Annotated in this window: 14 protein-coding genes and 2 pseudogenes; 6 read left to right on the top strand and 10 right to left on the bottom strand. The window is 67.0% G+C overall.

Annotated elements, in window-relative coordinates; genetic code table 11:
- Positions 1 to 6: 6 nt before the first annotated feature.
- The 10 genes from BLQ77_RS19855 to BLQ77_RS19810 all read right to left on the bottom strand — a co-directional run bounded on the left by BLQ77_RS19855 (position 7) and on the right by BLQ77_RS19810 (position 12,025).
- Positions 7 to 993 carry a type I glyceraldehyde-3-phosphate dehydrogenase gene (locus BLQ77_RS19855; RefSeq protein WP_089962399.1) on the bottom strand — a complete coding sequence of 329 codons (987 nt, stop codon included), beginning with the start codon at positions 991 to 993 and terminating at the stop codon, positions 7 to 9.
- A gap of 22 nt (positions 994 to 1,015) precedes the next feature.
- Positions 1,016 to 1,981, bottom strand: coding sequence for an iminosuccinate reductase BhcD (bhcD, locus tag BLQ77_RS19850; protein WP_089962397.1), 966 nt, complete (start codon positions 1,979 to 1,981; stop codon positions 1,016 to 1,018).
- Between the two features lie 116 nt (positions 1,982 to 2,097).
- Positions 2,098 to 3,261: a 3-hydroxy-D-aspartate aldolase BhcC gene (bhcC, locus tag BLQ77_RS19845; RefSeq protein WP_089962394.1), complete on the bottom strand. Its 1,164-nt coding sequence runs from the start codon at positions 3,259 to 3,261 to the stop codon at positions 2,098 to 2,100.
- 52 nt (positions 3,262 to 3,313) lie between these two features.
- The gene (bhcB, locus tag BLQ77_RS19840) at positions 3,314 to 4,264 is read right to left on the bottom strand and encodes a beta-hydroxyaspartate dehydratase BhcB (protein WP_207545865.1); all 951 of its coding nucleotides are present in this window, start codon (positions 4,262 to 4,264) and stop codon (positions 3,314 to 3,316) included.
- Positions 4,265 to 4,278: 14 nt separating this feature from the next.
- Positions 4,279 to 4,563 (bottom strand): hypothetical protein, encoded by a 285-nt coding sequence (locus tag BLQ77_RS19835; RefSeq protein WP_089962389.1) that lies wholly within the window; start codon positions 4,561 to 4,563, stop codon positions 4,279 to 4,281.
- Positions 4,564 to 4,598: 35 nt separating this feature from the next.
- Positions 4,599 to 7,532, bottom strand: coding sequence for an FAD-binding and (Fe-S)-binding domain-containing protein (locus tag BLQ77_RS19830; RefSeq protein WP_089962387.1), 2,934 nt, complete (start codon positions 7,530 to 7,532; stop codon positions 4,599 to 4,601).
- A 103-nt stretch (positions 7,533 to 7,635) separates the two neighbouring features.
- Complete coding sequence (locus tag BLQ77_RS19825; protein WP_089962385.1) at positions 7,636 to 9,150, bottom strand: tripartite tricarboxylate transporter permease; 1,515 nt, start codon at positions 9,148 to 9,150, stop codon at positions 7,636 to 7,638.
- Between the two features lie 21 nt (positions 9,151 to 9,171).
- Positions 9,172 to 9,690 carry a tripartite tricarboxylate transporter TctB family protein gene (locus BLQ77_RS19820; RefSeq protein WP_089962382.1) on the bottom strand — a complete coding sequence of 173 codons (519 nt, stop codon included), beginning with the start codon at positions 9,688 to 9,690 and terminating at the stop codon, positions 9,172 to 9,174.
- Between the two features lie 60 nt (positions 9,691 to 9,750).
- On the bottom strand, positions 9,751 to 10,710 hold the full coding sequence (locus tag BLQ77_RS19815) for a tripartite tricarboxylate transporter substrate binding protein (protein WP_089962380.1): 960 nt from the start codon (positions 10,708 to 10,710) through the stop codon (positions 9,751 to 9,753).
- A 124-nt stretch (positions 10,711 to 10,834) separates the two neighbouring features.
- Positions 10,835 to 12,025: a pyridoxal-phosphate-dependent aminotransferase family protein gene (locus BLQ77_RS19810; RefSeq protein ID WP_040384839.1), complete on the bottom strand. Its 1,191-nt coding sequence runs from the start codon at positions 12,023 to 12,025 to the stop codon at positions 10,835 to 10,837.
- A gap of 237 nt (positions 12,026 to 12,262) precedes the next feature.
- On the opposite strand from BLQ77_RS19810, the gene BLQ77_RS19805 reads away from it, so the two are divergent.
- The 6 genes and pseudogenes from BLQ77_RS19805 to BLQ77_RS19790 form a co-directional block, all read left to right on the top strand.
- The gene (locus BLQ77_RS19805) at positions 12,263 to 12,955 is read left to right on the top strand and encodes a GntR family transcriptional regulator (protein WP_008887533.1); all 693 of its coding nucleotides are present in this window, start codon (positions 12,263 to 12,265) and stop codon (positions 12,953 to 12,955) included.
- A 624-nt stretch (positions 12,956 to 13,579) separates the two neighbouring features.
- Entirely contained in the window at positions 13,580 to 15,196 is a 1,617-nt protein-coding gene (locus tag BLQ77_RS19800) for a BCCT family transporter (protein ID WP_375360211.1), read from the top strand.
- 370 nt (positions 15,197 to 15,566) lie between these two features.
- A pseudogene (locus BLQ77_RS29435) lies at positions 15,567 to 15,677 on the top strand (IS5/IS1182 family transposase); the annotation flags it as partial.
- A 229-nt stretch (positions 15,678 to 15,906) separates the two neighbouring features.
- On the top strand, positions 15,907 to 16,041 hold the full coding sequence (locus BLQ77_RS29695; protein WP_278184716.1) for a hypothetical protein: 135 nt from the start codon (positions 15,907 to 15,909) through the stop codon (positions 16,039 to 16,041).
- 60 nt (positions 16,042 to 16,101) lie between these two features.
- Positions 16,102 to 16,326, top strand: a complete 225-nt coding sequence (locus BLQ77_RS29065; protein WP_207545860.1) for an alpha/beta fold hydrolase — start codon at positions 16,102 to 16,104, stop codon at positions 16,324 to 16,326.
- Positions 16,327 to 16,352: 26 nt separating this feature from the next.
- Positions 16,353 to 16,517: pseudogene (locus BLQ77_RS19790) on the top strand (IS5/IS1182 family transposase); the annotation flags it as partial.
- Positions 16,518 to 16,613: the final 96 nt, after the last annotated feature.

Genomic DNA, 16,613 nt, shown 5'->3' with positions numbered 1-16,613 from the left:
TTGGTGTCAGGACGGCAGGGCGAGGCGCTCCGTCATGTCGAGCATCCGCGCGGAAAAGCCGGATTCGTTGTCGTACCAGCCGAAGATCCGCAGCTGGTCGGGCCCCACGGACTGGGTTTCTGTCCGGGCGAGGATCAGGCTCTCCTGCCGGCCGCGGAAATCGAACGAGACGCAGGGATCGGCGCAGGAACCGATGACCTGTCCGTCGGCGATCCGGTCGAGCAGCGCCTCGACGTCAGCGGGCGGCGTGGTGAACTGGATCACCGCATCCACCGCCGAGACCGAGATCGACGGGATCCGCACGGCGGCGATGCTGAGCCGGTCCGCGAGCCCCGGCAGCACGTTCGCCACCTGCGCGGCGGCGCTGGTCGAGGTGGGCACGATGGACTCGTTGGCCGCGCGGCTGCGTTCGAGCGTCTCGCCGGGGCGGTCGACGGTGGGCTGGCTGCCGGTGGCGCAGTGAACCGTCGTGACATGCGCCCGCGCGATGCCGGAGCACTCGTCGAGCGCCCGCAGCAGCGGCGCAATGGCGTTGGTGGTGCAGGACGCGTTCGACACGATCCGCACGCCCTCGGGCAGCGCGTCGCTGGCGCCCAGCACCACGGTCAGGTCAGCCACCTTCGACGGCCCCGAGATCAGCACCCGTGCCGCACCGGCGTCGAGCCCGGCCTCGGCCACGTCGCGGCGGTTCGCCCGCCCGGTGCATTCCAGCACCACGTCGACGCCCGTGAGATCGAGCTCGCGCAGGTCGGTCACCGCGTGGAAGGGCACGCGGCCCCCGGCCACGATCAGCGCATCTGGGGCCGTCTCCACCGGGGCGGGGAAGGGGCCATAGACGCTGTCATAGCGCAGCAGGTAGGCGCAGGTCTCGAGCGGCGCCACGTCGTTGATGCCCACGATCTCGACCGGGCGGCTGCCGGTGACCACCTGTCGGAAGACAGTGCGGCCGATGCGACCGAAGCCATTGATGAAGATGCGGACGGGACGTGCCATTGCGATGCCTCATGAGCTGGGGTCAGACATCGACCTCGATGGCGATGCCCTTCTCCACTGCTAGGTCTACCACCGCAGCCGCAACCGCAAGATCCTGCAGCCCCACGCCGGTGCCGTCGAAGAGCGTGATCTCCTCGTCCGAGCGGCGTCCCGGGTGGCTGCCGTTGATCACCGCACCGATCTGGTGGACGTCACTTTCCGAGATCAGCCCCTCGGCCACCGCGTGCTGCGCCTCGCCGATGCTGACCGACTGGGCGACCTCGTCGGTAAAGACGGTGGCCACGGCCAGCAGCGCGGCCTCGACCTCCTGCTTGCCCCGGGTGTCGGTGCCCATGCAGGCGAGGTGAGTGCCGGGGCTCACGTGGGCGGCCATCAGGCTCGGCGCGAAGGACGAGGTGATCGACACGATCACGTCCGCCTCGCGCATGCCCTCGAGCGCCACCGCTTCGAAGGGCAGGCCGGCCTCGTCGGCGACGGTCTCGATGTTGGGCAGCATCTCGGGGTGAAGGTTCCAGCCGATGACCTTCTCGAAGGGGCGCTGCTCGAGGGCTGCGCGCAGCTGGAACGTCGCCTGATGCCCGGCGCCGACCATGCCCATGACCTTCGCGTCCCTGCGCGCCAGATGCGCGATCGACACCGACGACGCAGCGGCGGTGCGCAGCGCGGTCAGGAGGTTGCCGCCGACCATGGCCGCGACCTTGCCGGTGTCCGGATCGAAGAGAAACACCGTGGACTGGTGGTTGATGACCCTGAACTTCTCGAGGTTGTTCGGCCAGTAGCCCCCCGCCTTCAGCCCCAGCGTCAGCCCGGCGCGGTCGAAGCCGCCCTTGAAGCCGTAGAGCGCGTCCTCGTGCCCGATGGCTTCGCGGATCACCGGGAAATTGTAGGCCTCGCCCGAGGCCATGGCCGCGAAGACCTTCTCCACCGCCTCGAAGGCCGAGGCGCGCGTCATCAGCGCGCCGATCTCGCGCTCGGGAACGATCAGCATCGTTGCTCTCCTGTCGTCATGTGGTGCGCCCGTGTGCAACGGGCAAAGGGTGGCCTGCACACGGGCGGCTTGCAGGCCCCTCGCGGGCCTGCCCCTATCTGCAAAGGCGCGTGGGCTCAGTAGGCCTTGCCGCGCGCCGAGACCGGCCAGACCGTCTCGACCTTGCCGTTCCGGACGCCCACGTACCAATCGTGCACGTTGGCGGTGGGGTCGCAGTGGCCCGGCACCAGCCGCAGCTTCTCGCCCACCTTGAGCACGCCCTCGGGGTCCGAGATCACGCCGTGCTCGTCCGAGCACTTGACGTATTCGACATCGGTGCGACCGAAGATCACCGGAAGCCCCGAGTCCACCGACTGCGCCTTGAGCCCCGCGTCGCAGATCGCCTTGTCGGCCTTGGCGTGGCTCATGACCTGGGTGAGAATAAAGAAGGCGTTCTGCCACTCGCCCTGGTCGATGCGCTTGCCGTCCTTGTCGAGGATCCGGCCGTAGTCGGCGTCCATGAAGGCGTAGGAGCCGCACTGCAGCTCGTTGTAGACGCCCGAGTTGCTCTCGAAATAATAGGACCCGGTGCCGCCGCCCGAGACCAGCTCGCAGTCGATGCCCTCGGCCTTGAGCCCGGCCACGGCGTCCTCGACCATGGCGATGGCGGTGTCGAGCTTCTCTTTCCGCGCCTCGTAGCTGTCGATGTGCTGCATCGCGCCCTGATAGGCCTGAATGCCCGCGAAACTGAGGTTGGGCGCGGCCTCGACGGCCTTGGCGATCTCGATCACCGCGGGGGTGGAGGACACGCCGCAGCGCCCGGCGCCGCAGTCGATCTCGATGAAGATGTCGAGCTCGGTGCCATGCCTGACCGCCGCCTCTGACAACTCGGCCACGTTGTCCACGTCATCGACGCAGACGATGATCCGGCCGCCGAGTTTGGGCAGCTGCGCCAGCCGGTCGATCTTCTGCCGATCGCGCACCTGGTTGGACACGAGCACGTCCTTGATGCCGCCGCGCGCAAAGACCTCGGCCTCGGAGACCTTCTGGCAGCAGACGCCGACGGCGCCGCCGAGCGTTTCCTGCAGCTTCGCCACGTCCACCGACTTGTGCATCTTGCCGTGCACGCGGTGGCGCATGCCGTGCGCCTTGGCATAGTCGCCCATCACCTTGATGTTGCGCTCGAGCGCGTCGAGGTCGAGCACGAGGCAGGGGGTCTGGATGTCCGCCTCGTCCATGCCGGGCTTGGCCGGAATGTCGAAACCCACGTCGTACTGGTCGAAATCGGCTATGTCTTTCATCGGGGTGTCTCCCTTTGGTGTCTCGGAATGACTCGGAAAGTCGCGGGGCGGCTCAGGCAAGCCAGGGCAGGCGGTCGAGATCGACATTGCCGCCGGTGATCACGAGGCCCACGCGCTTGCCGCGGAAGGCGTCGGGGTTCTTGAGGACGATGGCCAGAGGCACGGCGCTCGACGGCTCCATGACCACGCGCAGATGCTTCCAGATCAGCTTCATCGCGTCGACGATCTCGGGGTCCGAGGCGGTGTAGATCTCGGACACGTGGTTCGAGACGAAATGCCAGGTCAGGTCCTTGAGCGGCACCAGCAGCCCGTCGGCGATGGTCTTGGGCGCGTCGTCGGCGATGATGTGACCGGCCTTGAAGCTGCGATAGGCATCGTCGGCCTGCTCGGGCTCGGCGGCGATGACCTGGCACTCGGGCGCCAGCGTCGAGAGCGTCAGGCAGGTTCCCGAGATCATGCCGCCGCCACCGATGGGCGCCACCACCATGTCGAGCCCGCCGGTCTGCTCGATGAATTCCCTGGAGCAGGTGCCTTGCCCGGCGATGACGCGCGGGTCGTTGTAGGGGTGGACGAAATCGCCGCCGGTCTCTTCCTGGATCAGGGCGAAGGTCTCTTCGCGCGAAGACGTCGAGGGCTCGCATTCGGTGATCCGCCCGCCGTAGCGGCGTACGGTGTCCTTCTTGGCCTGTGGCGCGGTGCGCGGCATGACCACGTTGCAGGGGATGCCGCGCAGCATGGCGGCATAGCTCAGGCACGAGGCGTGGTTGCCCGAGGAATGCGTCGCCACGCCCTTTGCCGCCTGTGTCTCGGAGAGGCCGAAGACCGCGTTGGCGGCACCGCGCACCTTGAAGGCGCCGGGCTCCTGGAAGTTCTCGCACTTGAAAAAGAGCTCGGCGCCGGTCAGCTCATTGAGATAGTCCGACGTGCGTACCGGCGTGCGGCGGATGTGCGGCCTGATCCGCTCGTGCGCGGCGAGCATGTCGTCATAGGTGGGGATGATCATCGTTGGGGCGTTCATCAGGCGACCTCTCTGGCGGTGGTGGCGGGGTGTCTGCGGAAGAATTCCTGCGCGGCAGCGACGCCCGAGCCGATCTCGGCCATGCACCCCTCGAGCCTGGCCAGCCTCGAAGGCCTCATGACCCCGGTCAGGCTGCCGGGATGACCGATGCGGCACACCTTGCCCGCCACCACGCCCAGGGCCACGCCACAGGTGTTGGCGGCGCGGCGCACGATCGCGGGGGCGTCGCATCCCTTGGGCGGCTTCGTCGGGCCGGCAATGATGGTCGGGGCCCGAAGGCACATGACGCAGACTTCCGGGTGGGGGGGACGGGCCGGTATCATTGCAGGTATCGGTCGAGCACGCGGGCGACATGGATCGCCTCGCGCGCGGCGCCGTCGTGGATCTGGTGGCGGCAGCTGGTGCCGTCGGCCACGATCAGCGCATCCGGGGCAGCCTCGCGCACCGCCGGAAGCAGCGCCGCCTCGCCCATCTTCATCGAGACCTCGTAATTCTCGGCGGCGTAGCCGAAGGCCCCGGACATGCCGCAGCACGAGCTCTCGATCATCCGCACGTCGAGGCCGGGAACCCCGCGCAGAACGGTCTCGACCGCGCCCATGGCACCGAAGGCCTTCTGGTGGCAGTGGCCGTGCACGTGCACCACCTGTCCGCCCGCGTCGCCCACCGGCATCACGAGCGTACCGGCGGCGATGTCCTCGGCCAGCAATTCCTCGAAGATCAGCGCCTTGCCTGCCATGAAGCCGGTCTCGGAACCGGGCAGCAGCGCGGTCATCTCGTCGCGGAAGGTGAACATGCACGAGGGCTCGAGCCCCACGACCCGCGCGCCTGCCTCGACGAAGGGCTTGAGCGCGCCCAGAGTGCGGCGCAGCTCGGCGCGGGCCTCGTCGGTCTGGCCCGATGCGAGGTAGGTCCGCCCGCAGCACATCGGACGGCTGCTGCCCTCGACCACCACGCGATGCAGCCGGTAGCCGGCCTTGAGCAGCACGCGCTCGGCGGCCTCGAGGTTCTCGGACTCGAAGTAGCGATTGAAGGTGTCGCCGAAGAGCACGATGTCGCGCCCGTCGCCCTTCACGTCACGCAGGTTGGCGGGCGCGCGGTCCTCGGCCCAGGGCTTGCGCCACTGCGGCAGGGTGCGTTTCGCCGAGAATCCCAGCCACTGCTCGGACAGCTTGGCGATGAACGGCACCTTGTCGCGCAGGTTGACCAGCGGCGCAAAGCGCGAGGCCAGCGCCGCGTAGCGCGGCATGTGGGCGATGAGCTTCTCGCGCAGGGGCAGGCCGTGGCGCTTGTGGTAATGGTGCAGGACCTCGATCTTCATCCGCGCCATGTCGACGCCGGTCGGGCAGTCGCGCTTGCAGCCCTTGCACGAAACGCAGAGATCCAGGGTCTCCTTCATCTCGGTCGAGGTAAAGGCGTCCTCGCCCAGCTGGCCCGAGATCGCGAGCCGCAGGGTGTTGGCCCGGCCGCGGGTCAGGTGCTGCTCGTCGCGGGTGGCGCGGTAGGACGGGCACATGGTCCCGCCCGAGAGCTTCCGGCAGGTACCGTTGTTGTTGCACATCTCGACCGCGCCGCCGAAGCCGCCCCAGTCCGACCAGTCGAGCGCGGGCTCGGCGGGAAGACTGGTCTTGTAGCCGGGCTTGAAGCGCATCAGGTCGCGGTCGTCCATCCGCAGCGGGCGCACGATCTTGCCGGGGTTCAGGCGGTTCTCGGGGTCGAAGCTGTCCTTCACCGTCTCGAAGGCGCGGGTGAGCTCGCTGCCGAACATCGGCTCGACGTATTCCGAGCGCGAGATGCCGTCGCCGTGCTCGCCCGAGAACGAGCCCTTGTACTTGCGCACGAGCTCGGCGGCCTCCTCGGCGATGGCGCGCATGGTCTTCGCACCTTCCTCGGTCTTCATGTTGAGGATCGGCCTCACGTGCAGGCAGCCGACCGAGGCGTGGGCGTACCACGTCCCCCGCGTGCCGTGGCGGGTGAAGAGGTCGGTGATGCCGTCGGTGTAGTCGGCGAGATGCTCGAGCGGGACGGCGCAATCCTCGATGAAGGAGACGGGTTTCCCCTCGCTCTTCATCGACATCATGATGTTGAGGCAGGCCTCGCGCACGCCCCAGACCGCCTTCTGCCGGTGCGGCTCGACCACCTCAACCACCGCATCGGGGTGGCCGTGATCGGCCATGCACTGCTCGAGACGCTTGAGGTCCATCTTCAGCGCGTCCAGATCGTCGCCCGCGAATTCGCAGAGCAGCAGACAGTTGGGCGTACCCTTGGTGATGTCGCCGATGGTGCGCACGAAGGCGGGGATGTCGGCGCCCATGACGAGCACGTTGTTGTCCACCAGCTCGACCGCGACCGGGCCGAGCGCCACGAGATGCTGCGTCGTCTCCATCGCCGAGCGGAAGTCGGGGAAATGGCAGACGCCCATCACCCGGTGCTTGGGGAGTTGCGAAAGCTTCAGCGTGATCGCGGTGCTGACCGCCAGCGTGCCTTCGGAGCCCACCAGCAGGCGCGAGAGGTTGGGCTGCGCGGGCAGCAGCTCGTCGAGGTTGTAACCGCCGACGCGGCGCTGGACCTTGGGGAAGATCTCCTCGATGCGGTCGCGGTGGGTGTCGGCGAGTGCGGTGAGGCTGCTCATGATCTCGCGCATCCGGGGCGAGGCATTCTCGGACCAGGGCGCGGCATCCAGCCGGAAGGTGTCGCCGTCGTGCAGCAGGCCCTCCATGGCGAGCACGTTGTCGACGGTCTTGCCGAAGCGCAGCGAACGGGCGCCGGAGGAGTTGTTGCCGCACATGCCGCCGATGGTGCAGCGCGAGGCGGTCGAGGGCTCGACCGGGAAGAAGAGCCCATCCTGCCGCAGCCGGTCGTTGAGCGTGTTCAGCACCATCCCGGGACGGACGGTGACGGTGCGCGCGGCGGGATCGTAGTCCATCAGGTCGTTGAAATGCCGCGACATGTCGAGGATCAGCCCGCGCCCGATGGGCTGGCCGTTCTGCGAGGTGCCGCCGCCGCGGGCGATGACCGGCACGCCGTGCTCGGCCGCGATCTGCAGCGCCGCGGCGATGTCGTCGGCGGACTTGGGATAGGCCACGCCCGTGGGCATGATCTGGTAGATCGAGGCATCGGTGGAATAGCGGCCCCGGGCGAAGGCACCGAAAGCCGTGGCCCCCTCCATCGCCGCCGAGAGGGCCTTCTCGAAGGCCTGCGACCTGGCCACCGCGCGGGCGGCGGGGGTGGTGCGCTGAGGCATGGGTGCGTTCATGGTGTGGCCTCCTGGAGAGCGGGCGTGAGAGGGGCGGGTCCGGGCCGGCATGGGCCCGGACGGCAGGGAATTCAGGCAGGACGCGCGTGACGCGAGCGTGGGCTCAGCTGGCTTCGGGTTGCGCGTTGCCCGGACCGTCCGAGGGCGGCCGGCGGAGCTTCCCCCAGATGCCGTAAACCAGCGACAGGGCCGAGAGCAGCAGGAGCGTGCCGGCGATCGGCCGGGTGACAAGGGCCATCATGTCGTAGTCGGCGAGGATGAGTCCCTGGCGCAGGCTGACCTCGGCTATGGGACCCAGCACCAACCCGATGATGAAGCTCGCCACCGGCAGGCCGTAGCTCTTGAGGAAGAAGCCCACGCCGCCGAAGACCAGCATCACCGCCACGTCCGACACGTTGTTGTTGAGCGCGAAGACCCCGGTCATGCAGAGCACCACGATGGCGGGCCCCACGAGCTGGTAAGGCGCCTTGAGCACGACCGCAAAGAGCCTCGCCGCCCGCAGACCGAAGACCAGCATCAGGACATTGGCGAGCAGCATCCCGATGAACACCGAGTAGACGAGGTCCGAGTTGTTCTGCATCAGCATCGGCCCCGGCACGATGCCGTGGATGGTGAGGCCGCCGATCATCACCGCGGTGGTGGCCGAGCCGGGGATCCCCAGCGCCAGCAGCGGGATCATCGAGCCGCCGACGGCGGAGTTGTTGCCTGCCTCGGGGGCCGCGATGCCTTCGGGCGAGCCCTTGCCGAAGAGCTCCGGGCGCTTGGACCAGCGGAAGGCCTCGGAGTAGCTGATGAACGCCGCGGTGGTGGCGCCGACGCCGGGCAGGGCACCGATGACGGTGCCGATGACCGACGAGCGCAGCAGGGTGACCTTGGTGGCGAGGAACTCCGCCAGGCTCGGCAGCTGGGTCGAGACCTGCGCCATCTGCTCGCCCTTGGGCGGGCCGTCGGCGAAGCGTTGCAGCACCTCGGCCAGCGCGAAGATCCCGATGATGGCGGCGATGAAGCTCACGCCGGTCAGCAGCATCATGTTGCCGAAGGTGAAGCGCGCGACGCCGGTCAGCGGGTCGAGCCCGATGAGCGCCACGGCCAGCCCCAGAAGGCCCGCGATCAGTCCCTTGATGAGCGAGCCGCCCCCGATGGAGGCAATCGCGGTGATGCCGAGCACGGCGAGCGCGAAGTATTCCGCCGGGCCGAACTCGAGCGCGAGCCGCGCCAGCGGGGGCGCCGCGAACATCAGCACCAGCGTGCCGAAGATGCCGCCCACCGCCGAGGCCGCAAGCGCGATCCCCAGCGCCTTGCCGGCCTCGCCGCGCTTGGCCATCGGGTAGCCGTCGAGCGAGGTGCAGGCCGCCTCGGGCGAGCCGGGGGTGTTGAACAGGATCGCCGAGATCGAGCCGCCAAAGGTCGAGCCCACGTAGACCCCGCCCAGCAGCAGCATGCCCTCGGTCGGGTCGAAAGCGAAGGTGAAGGGGATGAGCAGCGCGACCCCCACGATGCCGGTGAGCCCGGGGACGGCGCCGAAGACGATGCCCCAGACCACGCTGAAGATGATCAGCAGGAAGCTCATGGGGTTGCCGACCATGTACCCGGCGGCGGAAACGAATGCATCAAGCATGGTATACTCCCGTGCTGGGGCTCAGAAGAGCGCCTGGCTGAGCTCGTAGAAGATCCCGCTGCCACGGGGCAGCGACAGCGACAGCCCGTAGCTGAAGAAGGCCGCGAGCAGGATGGTGAAGACCGGCGCGAAGACCAGCTTCGCGAGGGTGTTCCGGTAGGGCAGGATCCACGATCCGACCCATAGGAAGATCATCGTGGCGAGCAGGAAACCGATATATTGCAGGGCGATGAAGTAGCCCACGATCAGCGCGCCGGTGAGCACGAGCCGCAGGTAGTAGCCGTCGGGCGTGTAGGCCTCGATGGCCTCGTCTTCCGAGCGCGGCCCGCCCGAGGGCGCGGCGATGAGCCCCGCGACCTTCTGCGCGAGATGCACCGCGCAGCAGAGCGCCAGCGCACCGAACACCAGCTTGGGCCAGAGATCGGAATCCACCTGCTCGTAGCGCCTGGACACCGGCAGCGCGTCGGCGGTGAACCAGAGTGCCACCGAGGCGATGGTCATGGCCGCGAAAACGACCACTTCGGACAGTTTGTGTAGCATTGCGCCAGCCCCTCCCACGGCTGGGGCGTGCCTCTGCGAGAGGCACGCCGCGCCGGCCGGTCAGTAACCGAGCTGGTTCATGATCTGGGAATAGGTCTCGATTTCCTTGTCGAGGAAGGTCTGGAACTCCTCCGGCCCCATGAACTCCGAGCGGTACTGCAGCGCGCTCTCGGCCTCGACCTTCTTGTAGCCCTCGTCGGCGGCGGCGTCGCGGAACAGCGAGACCAGCGTCTCGAGTTCGGCAGCGTCGGTGTCTGGCTTGATGCCGAACCCGCGCCAGCGGCCGAGGGTGACATCGTAGCCCAGCTCTTTGGCTGTGGGCACGTCGGGCAGTTCCGCCAGCCGCTCGTCCGAGAACAACACGAGCGGGATCAGGTCGCCGGACTCGATCAGGCCGCGGGTGGGACCGTATTCCTCGTACATCATGTCGAGGTGGCCGCCGAGCGTATTCGAGACCATCTCTGCCGCGCCGAAGGGCACGGTGGCCAGCTCGGTCCCGGCCTTCTCGTTGAAGAGCCCGATCAGCGCGTCGTCGAAGCCGGCCGAGCCGGTGACGCCGACCTTGAGCCCGCCCGGGCTTGCCGCCTCGGCGGCGAGCACGTCGTCGAGCGACTTCAGCTCGCTGTCCTTGGAGACCAGCAGCAGGCCCTGGTCGTACTGGATGCGCACCAGCGGCAGGACCTGCGTCAGGTCGATCCGCCCAAGCGCGTGGTTGATCACGTCATCGGGGCTGAGCGACACCAGCGTGTAGCCGTTGGCGGGGCGCTGCAGGAAGGTGACATAGGCCGGGACACCACCGCCGCCGGCGATCGAGATCGGCACGAAGCTCTGGCCGGTGGCCTCCTGCATCGGTTCGGCGATGGCGCGGATGAAGCGGTCGGTGCCGCCGCCGGGGCCGTACTGGTGAATCACCTCGACGGTGCGCGAGGGGTAGTCCGCGGCAAGGGCCGGGGCTGCGGTCAGTACCGCTGCCGCAACGGCCACGGCCGCGCGCAGGTGATGTCGTGCCAGTTGGGTCATGTGGTCTCTCCTCCCTGGGTGAACGGGACGGCGCGGCACCTCCATGCCGAAAGCCTCCCATATCCGGCGGCTGCTCTCCGCCGGATATGCGGTGCCCGGCATCGCGGGCACGCCGGGCAAGCCGTCACTCGGCCGCGATCGTCTCGAAGCGGGTCTGCTCCAGCTCTGCCATCGCGGCGGCGACACCGCCCTCCTTGTGGGGGACGCCGGATTTCCTCAGGCCAAGCTCGACCCCGGTGAGCGTGCCCGCAAGCGTCAGGTCATTGATGTCACCGAGGTGGCCGATGCGGAAGACCCTGTCGGCAACCTTGGACAGACCGTTGCCCAGAGAGATGTCGTAGTGGCGCAGAGCGGTTGCGCGGAAGGCATCCGCGCTGTGCCCCTCGGGCATGAGCACGGCGGTCAGCACGCCGCTTTCCTGCCCCTGCTGCCGGCAGAGCACCTCGAGTCCCCAGTGCCGTACGGCGGTGCGGGTCGCCGCCCCGTGCCGCTGGTGACGGGCGAAGACGTTGTCGAGCCCTTCCTCGTGCAGCATCGATATGGCCTCGTTCAGGCCGTAGAGCATGTTGGTGCCGGGGGTGTAGGGGAAATAGCCGGTCGGGTTGATCGCCGCCATCTCGCGCCAGTCCCAGTAGGAACGGCGCATGCCGCCGGTCTTGGAATGCTCGAAGGCCTTTTCACTCACCGCGTTGAAGGACAGGCCCGGCGGCAGCATCAGCCCCTTCTGCGAGCCCGACACCGCCACGTCCACACCCCACTCGTCGAAACGGAAGTCGATGGAGGCCAGACCCGAGATCGTGTCGACCATCAGCAGCGCAGGGTGCCCGGCGGCGTCGATCGCCTGCCGCACCTGCGCGATGGGCGAGACCGAACCGGTCGAGGTCTCGTTATGGACCACGCAGACCGCCTTGATCTTGTGCTCGCTGTCCTCGCGCAGGCGGGTCTCGATCCGGTCGGGATCTGCGCCGCCGCGCCAGTCGCCCTCGATGAACTCGGCCTCGACGCCCAGCTTCGAGGCCATCTTCTTCCACAGCGTGGCGAAATGGCCGGTCTCGTACATCAGGACCTGGTCGCCCTCGGACAGCACGTTCACCAGAGCGGCCTCCCACGCGCCGGTGCCCGAGGAGGGGTAGATGAAGACGTGCTGGTCGGTCTTGAAGATCGTCTTCATGCCGTCCAGCGCCTTGCGCCCCACCTCGGCGAACTCCGGCCCGCGGTGGTCCATCGTCTGCGCGGAAATCGCTCTCAGTACCCGATCCGGAACGGGGCTCGGCCCGGGGATCTGAAGGAAATGGCGTCCTGCCCTGTGTGTCATCTCTGTTCCTCCCTTGCGCCACAGCCGGAGACATCCCCGCGTCGGCAATTATGAATTATGAATGCAGTTTGGGCGGACATGTGTCAACAGCTAAGATGACCTGTGGGATTTTCGCTGGTATGACAGGGAAAAGGTTACGGCTTGTCGTGCGACATAAAAATGAATAATTATGAATGCACAGCGGGATGGGTTTGCGCCTGTTCGTGGGGGCCAGAGATTCACAATAGGTGACCAGAGATGACGACCGCTCTTTCGACACAGCCCGCCTTCCGCAGGAAATCGCTGCACGAGGAACTGACCGACGCGATTCGCGAGCAGATCGTGAACGGCGATCTCGCCGCCGGGATCCGCGTGCCAGAAAAGGACCTCTGCACCTTCTACGGCGTGTCCCGCACCCCGCTGCGCGAGGCGCTGAAGGTGCTGGCGACCGAGGGGCTTCTGTCGCTCGAGCCCAACCGCGGCGCCTGGGTGAGCCGCATCACCACCGAGGATCTGGACGAGGTCTTCCCGGTGATGGGGGCGCTCGAGGCGCTGTCCGGAGAGCTTGCCTGCAAGCACATCACCGATGACGAGATCGGCCGCATCCGGGTGCTGCACCGCCAGATGGTGAAGCATTACGAGAAGCGCGAACTCGCCAAGTATTTCGAGGTCAACCAGCGGATCCACGAGGCCATCCTCGAGGCCGCCCGCAACGAGACGCTGGCCATCCAGTACCGCTCGCTCGCCGCGCGTGTGCGCCGGGCCCGCTACGTGGCCAACATGACGCAGGACCGCTGGGCGCAGGCCACGGACGAGCATGAGCAGATCATGGAATGCCTCGAGACCCGCGACGGCGAACGGCTGTCGGTGGTGCTGAAGATGCACCTCGAGCACAAGCTCGAGACCGTGCGGCAGTGGCTCATCGACAACCAGAGCCCGTCCGACGCCTGACCGCCTGCACGGCAGCCCCTTGCTGCGACCAACCGCTCCGATCATTGGCCGCGTGACGCGCTGAGGCTCAGGCACGGCGCGAGACGCCAAGACCTGGCGTCAGACGCGCGGGTGCGGGAGCCTGAGCCCTTGCATTCGCTCCGAAAAATCGCGTATCGGGCAGGGCGCAGGCCCCGGTGTTTCCATTTTGCCCGTGAAGCGGGCGTTCGAAACACCTCCGGGCGAGTCCTGCGACGGTGATTGCCCGTTTTCCGAGATCCGACTCACCCTGACCCGACGGGCTGACCCCGCTCCGGCCCGCGCCGGCATGTCCGTGTCGTGGTAATACCGACGAGCTGTCGCACGGGTTCTATGTTGACGGGCCCTGCTCGTGGATACCGCAGAGATTGTGGGGAAGACCCCAGGAATACCCGCTAAGGCAGAGCGCTTTCGGGAGTGCCCCGAGAGCCCCCGCGCCGGTCAGGCGGGTCCTGTGGACGTGGGCGGCAGACCTGCCGCGCACCGTGTTTCCCATGAGCCATAACTGCGAGGCCCGGCGTACCGGGCACGATCCCGAGGGAACGTCCTCGTCCCAACACAGGAGCGGCATTCTTGACCAATGAAGCGACCACAGACCAAACCAACCTGTCCGGGGCGCCCGAAGCCCCGCCGGAAGGCCTCATCGACACAGAGTACACGGTCGGCCAGGACAACATCGAAGGCAACGTCGGGCCCTTCGGCTTTGACGTTCACAACCCTGTTTTCCTGATCTCCGCCCTCGCGGTCATCGCCTTCGTGGTCTTCACCATCGCGCTTCCGGACCTCGCGGGCAGCCTCTTCAGCGCCATCTTCTCGGAAGTCACGCAGGGCTTCGACTGGTTCTTCCTCGGCGCCGCGGACATCTTCGTCCTGCTCTGCCTCGTGCTCGTCGTCAGCCCCTACGGCAAGATCCGCCTCGGCGGTCGCGACGCCACCCCCGACTTCGGCTACGCCAGCTGGTTCTCGATGCTCTTCGCGGCCGGTATGGGCATCGGCCTCATGTTCTACGGCGTCTCCGAGCCGCTGAGCCATTTCTCCTCGTCGCTGGGCGGCGCCGCCATCGGCGACGGCGGCATGCGCACAGACTGGGCCCCGCTCGGCGCCGCCACCTCCGAGGCCGAGGCGATCCGGCTCGGCATGGCGGCCTCGATTTTCCACTGGGCGCTGCACCCCTGGGCGATCTACGCCATCCTCGCGCTGAGCCTCGCGCTCTTCAGCTACAACAAGGGCCTGCCGCTGACCATCCGCTCGGCCTTCTACCCGATCTTCGGCGAGCGCGTCTGGGGCTGGCCCGGCCACATCATCGACATTCTCGCGGTCTTCGCGACGCTGTTCGGCCTCGCCACCTCGCTCGGTCTCGGCGCGGCGCAGGCAAATGCCGGCTTCAACAAGCTCTTCGGCATGCCGGTCAGCAACACCTCGCAGATCATCCTGATCATCGTGATCACCTCGATCGCGCTGTTCTCGGTGATGCGGGGCCTCGAGGCGGGCGTGAAGCTGCTCTCCGAGATCAACATGGGCCTCGCCTGCCTGCTGCTGCTCTTCGTGCTGCTGGCCGGCCCGACGATGCTGCTGTTGACCGACACCTGGGACTTCCTGCTGGCCTACCTCGAGTACCTCCCGGCGCTGTCGAACCCGGTGGGCCGGGAGGACGTCAACTTCGCCCAGGGCTGGACGGCGTTCTACTGGGCCTGGTGGATCTCCTGGTCGCCGTTCGTGGGCATGTTCATCGCCCGCGTCAGCCGTGGCCGCACCGTGCGCGAGTTCATCGTGAGCGTGCTGCTGGTGCCCTCGCTGGTCTGCGTGCTCTGGATGTCGGTGTTCGGCGGCTCGGCGATCAACCAGGTGGTCCGCGACGGCTACACCGCCGCCAAGGACGCCGAGCTTCCGCTGCAGCTGTTCTCGATGCTCGACGCGCTGCCGCTCACCTCGATCACCTCGATGATCGGCATCGTGCTGGTGATCGTCTTCTTCGTGACCTCGTCCGACTCCGGCTCGCTGGTGATCGACACCATCGCCGCCGGTGGCAAGGTCGATGCGCCGGTGCCGCAGCGGGTGTTCTGGTGCCTGTTCGAAGGCGTGGTGGCGATCGTGCTGCTGCTGTCCTCGGGCGGTCTGAAGTCGCTGCAATCCATGGTCATCTCGACGGGCCTTCCATTCACCGTGGTGCTCTTGCTGATGTGCGTCGCGATCTGGCGCGGACTGGCGAGCGAGCCGCGCTGAGGCGCGGTCTTAGGACAGGCACCGACCTGAAACATGCGGCGGCCCCCGGAAAAGGGGCCGCCTTTTTCATGGGCGGTGATCTCGTCGCGTGAGACGTCAGGTGCCGCAGTCGGCCTTTGCTTCTGGGTCGCACGCTTCGGTCCAGCGGATTGCATAAAGCGCCAGCCTGTGCGCGCTCCCTGAAGCGCGACTCACATCACCTGCGACGGTAGGGGCGTCGTCCCATTTCCTCCATCATCTTTTCACGGAAGACCTCGCCGGGGATCTCCATCCAAGGCATTTTCGAGGCGTTTTCTGAGCGCAACACTGCCTTGTTGCACAATTCGGCTGAGGGATTCATCTTGTGAATCCAGTGTGGTAGCTGAGTGGCATGAGCAGTTGGGCCGCTACGAAGTAGAAGACCACGAACTGGTTGGCTGACAATGACGCGTTGAAGCTTCGCGGATCGCTGACGATCTGGTTTGATCCTGAAATGACATGGTGAGCGCCGCCGACCGGCAAACGCGGGCTACACCGCGCTCGGACTACCCGTCACTGTCCTCGTAGGATAACTCCGGCCATGGAAAAGGGAAGACCGGCCCTCAGCCGATTTGTGCGACAAGGCCCTCCTGGCTGATAAGCCGTATCTCTAAAAGCGGTTTAGTGATCGGATGTCGCTGCAGCTACCTCGTCTCTGACATCGATTTCAAAAATCTGCAGAGGCACCGACAATGACCAACCTTCGCACCCTTTTCCTGGCCGGAAGCCTGGCGCTCGGCACCATGATGGCGCTGTCCGCCACAGCCGTCGCTGACGTTCACAACGTCGTTCTGGCCCATGGCGGGAACGTCGATGGGAGCACCTAGCGAGGGGTCTACGACCGGCTGATCGCCCGGAATTACGACGGTACCGTCACGCAACTTCCGATGACCTCCATCGAGGACGATGTCGCGGCGGTCCGGCGAAGCCTGGACGTCCAGGACGGACCAGTGCTGCTCGTTGGGCATTCCTACGGCGGCGGCGTCATCGCCGAAGCCGGCGTCGATCCTGACGTCAAAGGCCTCGTCTACGTCACGGCGTTCCAGCCCGATATCGGCGAAAGCGGCGGGGCGTTGTTGCAGAACTCTGTCTGCGAAGGACTCACATCGTGAATCCATGCGCTTAGACAGGGTGCAAGAGCAAGCCTGCAGCCGCCCGCTAGCGCGCGACGAACTGGTCGAGCTACACGGCTTCGCTTCGCAATCGCGGGTCGCTACTGATCTGGCTGGACAAGGAGTTGACTTGGCTCGCGGCGCATGACGGCAACCCTGTCCGCCCCGCGTTGTTCTCGGATGCGGCGATCTCAACACCGGCCACCACAACGGCTGCGAATGGCGGGCCGAGGGGCTCTTCGATATCGCCCGCGCGGCTGGGTTCGAGGTCCATGGCGGGCCCGAGG

Origin of the sequence: Salipiger thiooxidans (assembly GCF_900102075.1) — a bacterium.
Taxonomy (GTDB): Bacteria; Pseudomonadota; Alphaproteobacteria; order Rhodobacterales; family Rhodobacteraceae; genus Salipiger; species Salipiger thiooxidans.
This window is presented reverse-complemented; position numbering and strand designations above follow the sequence as displayed.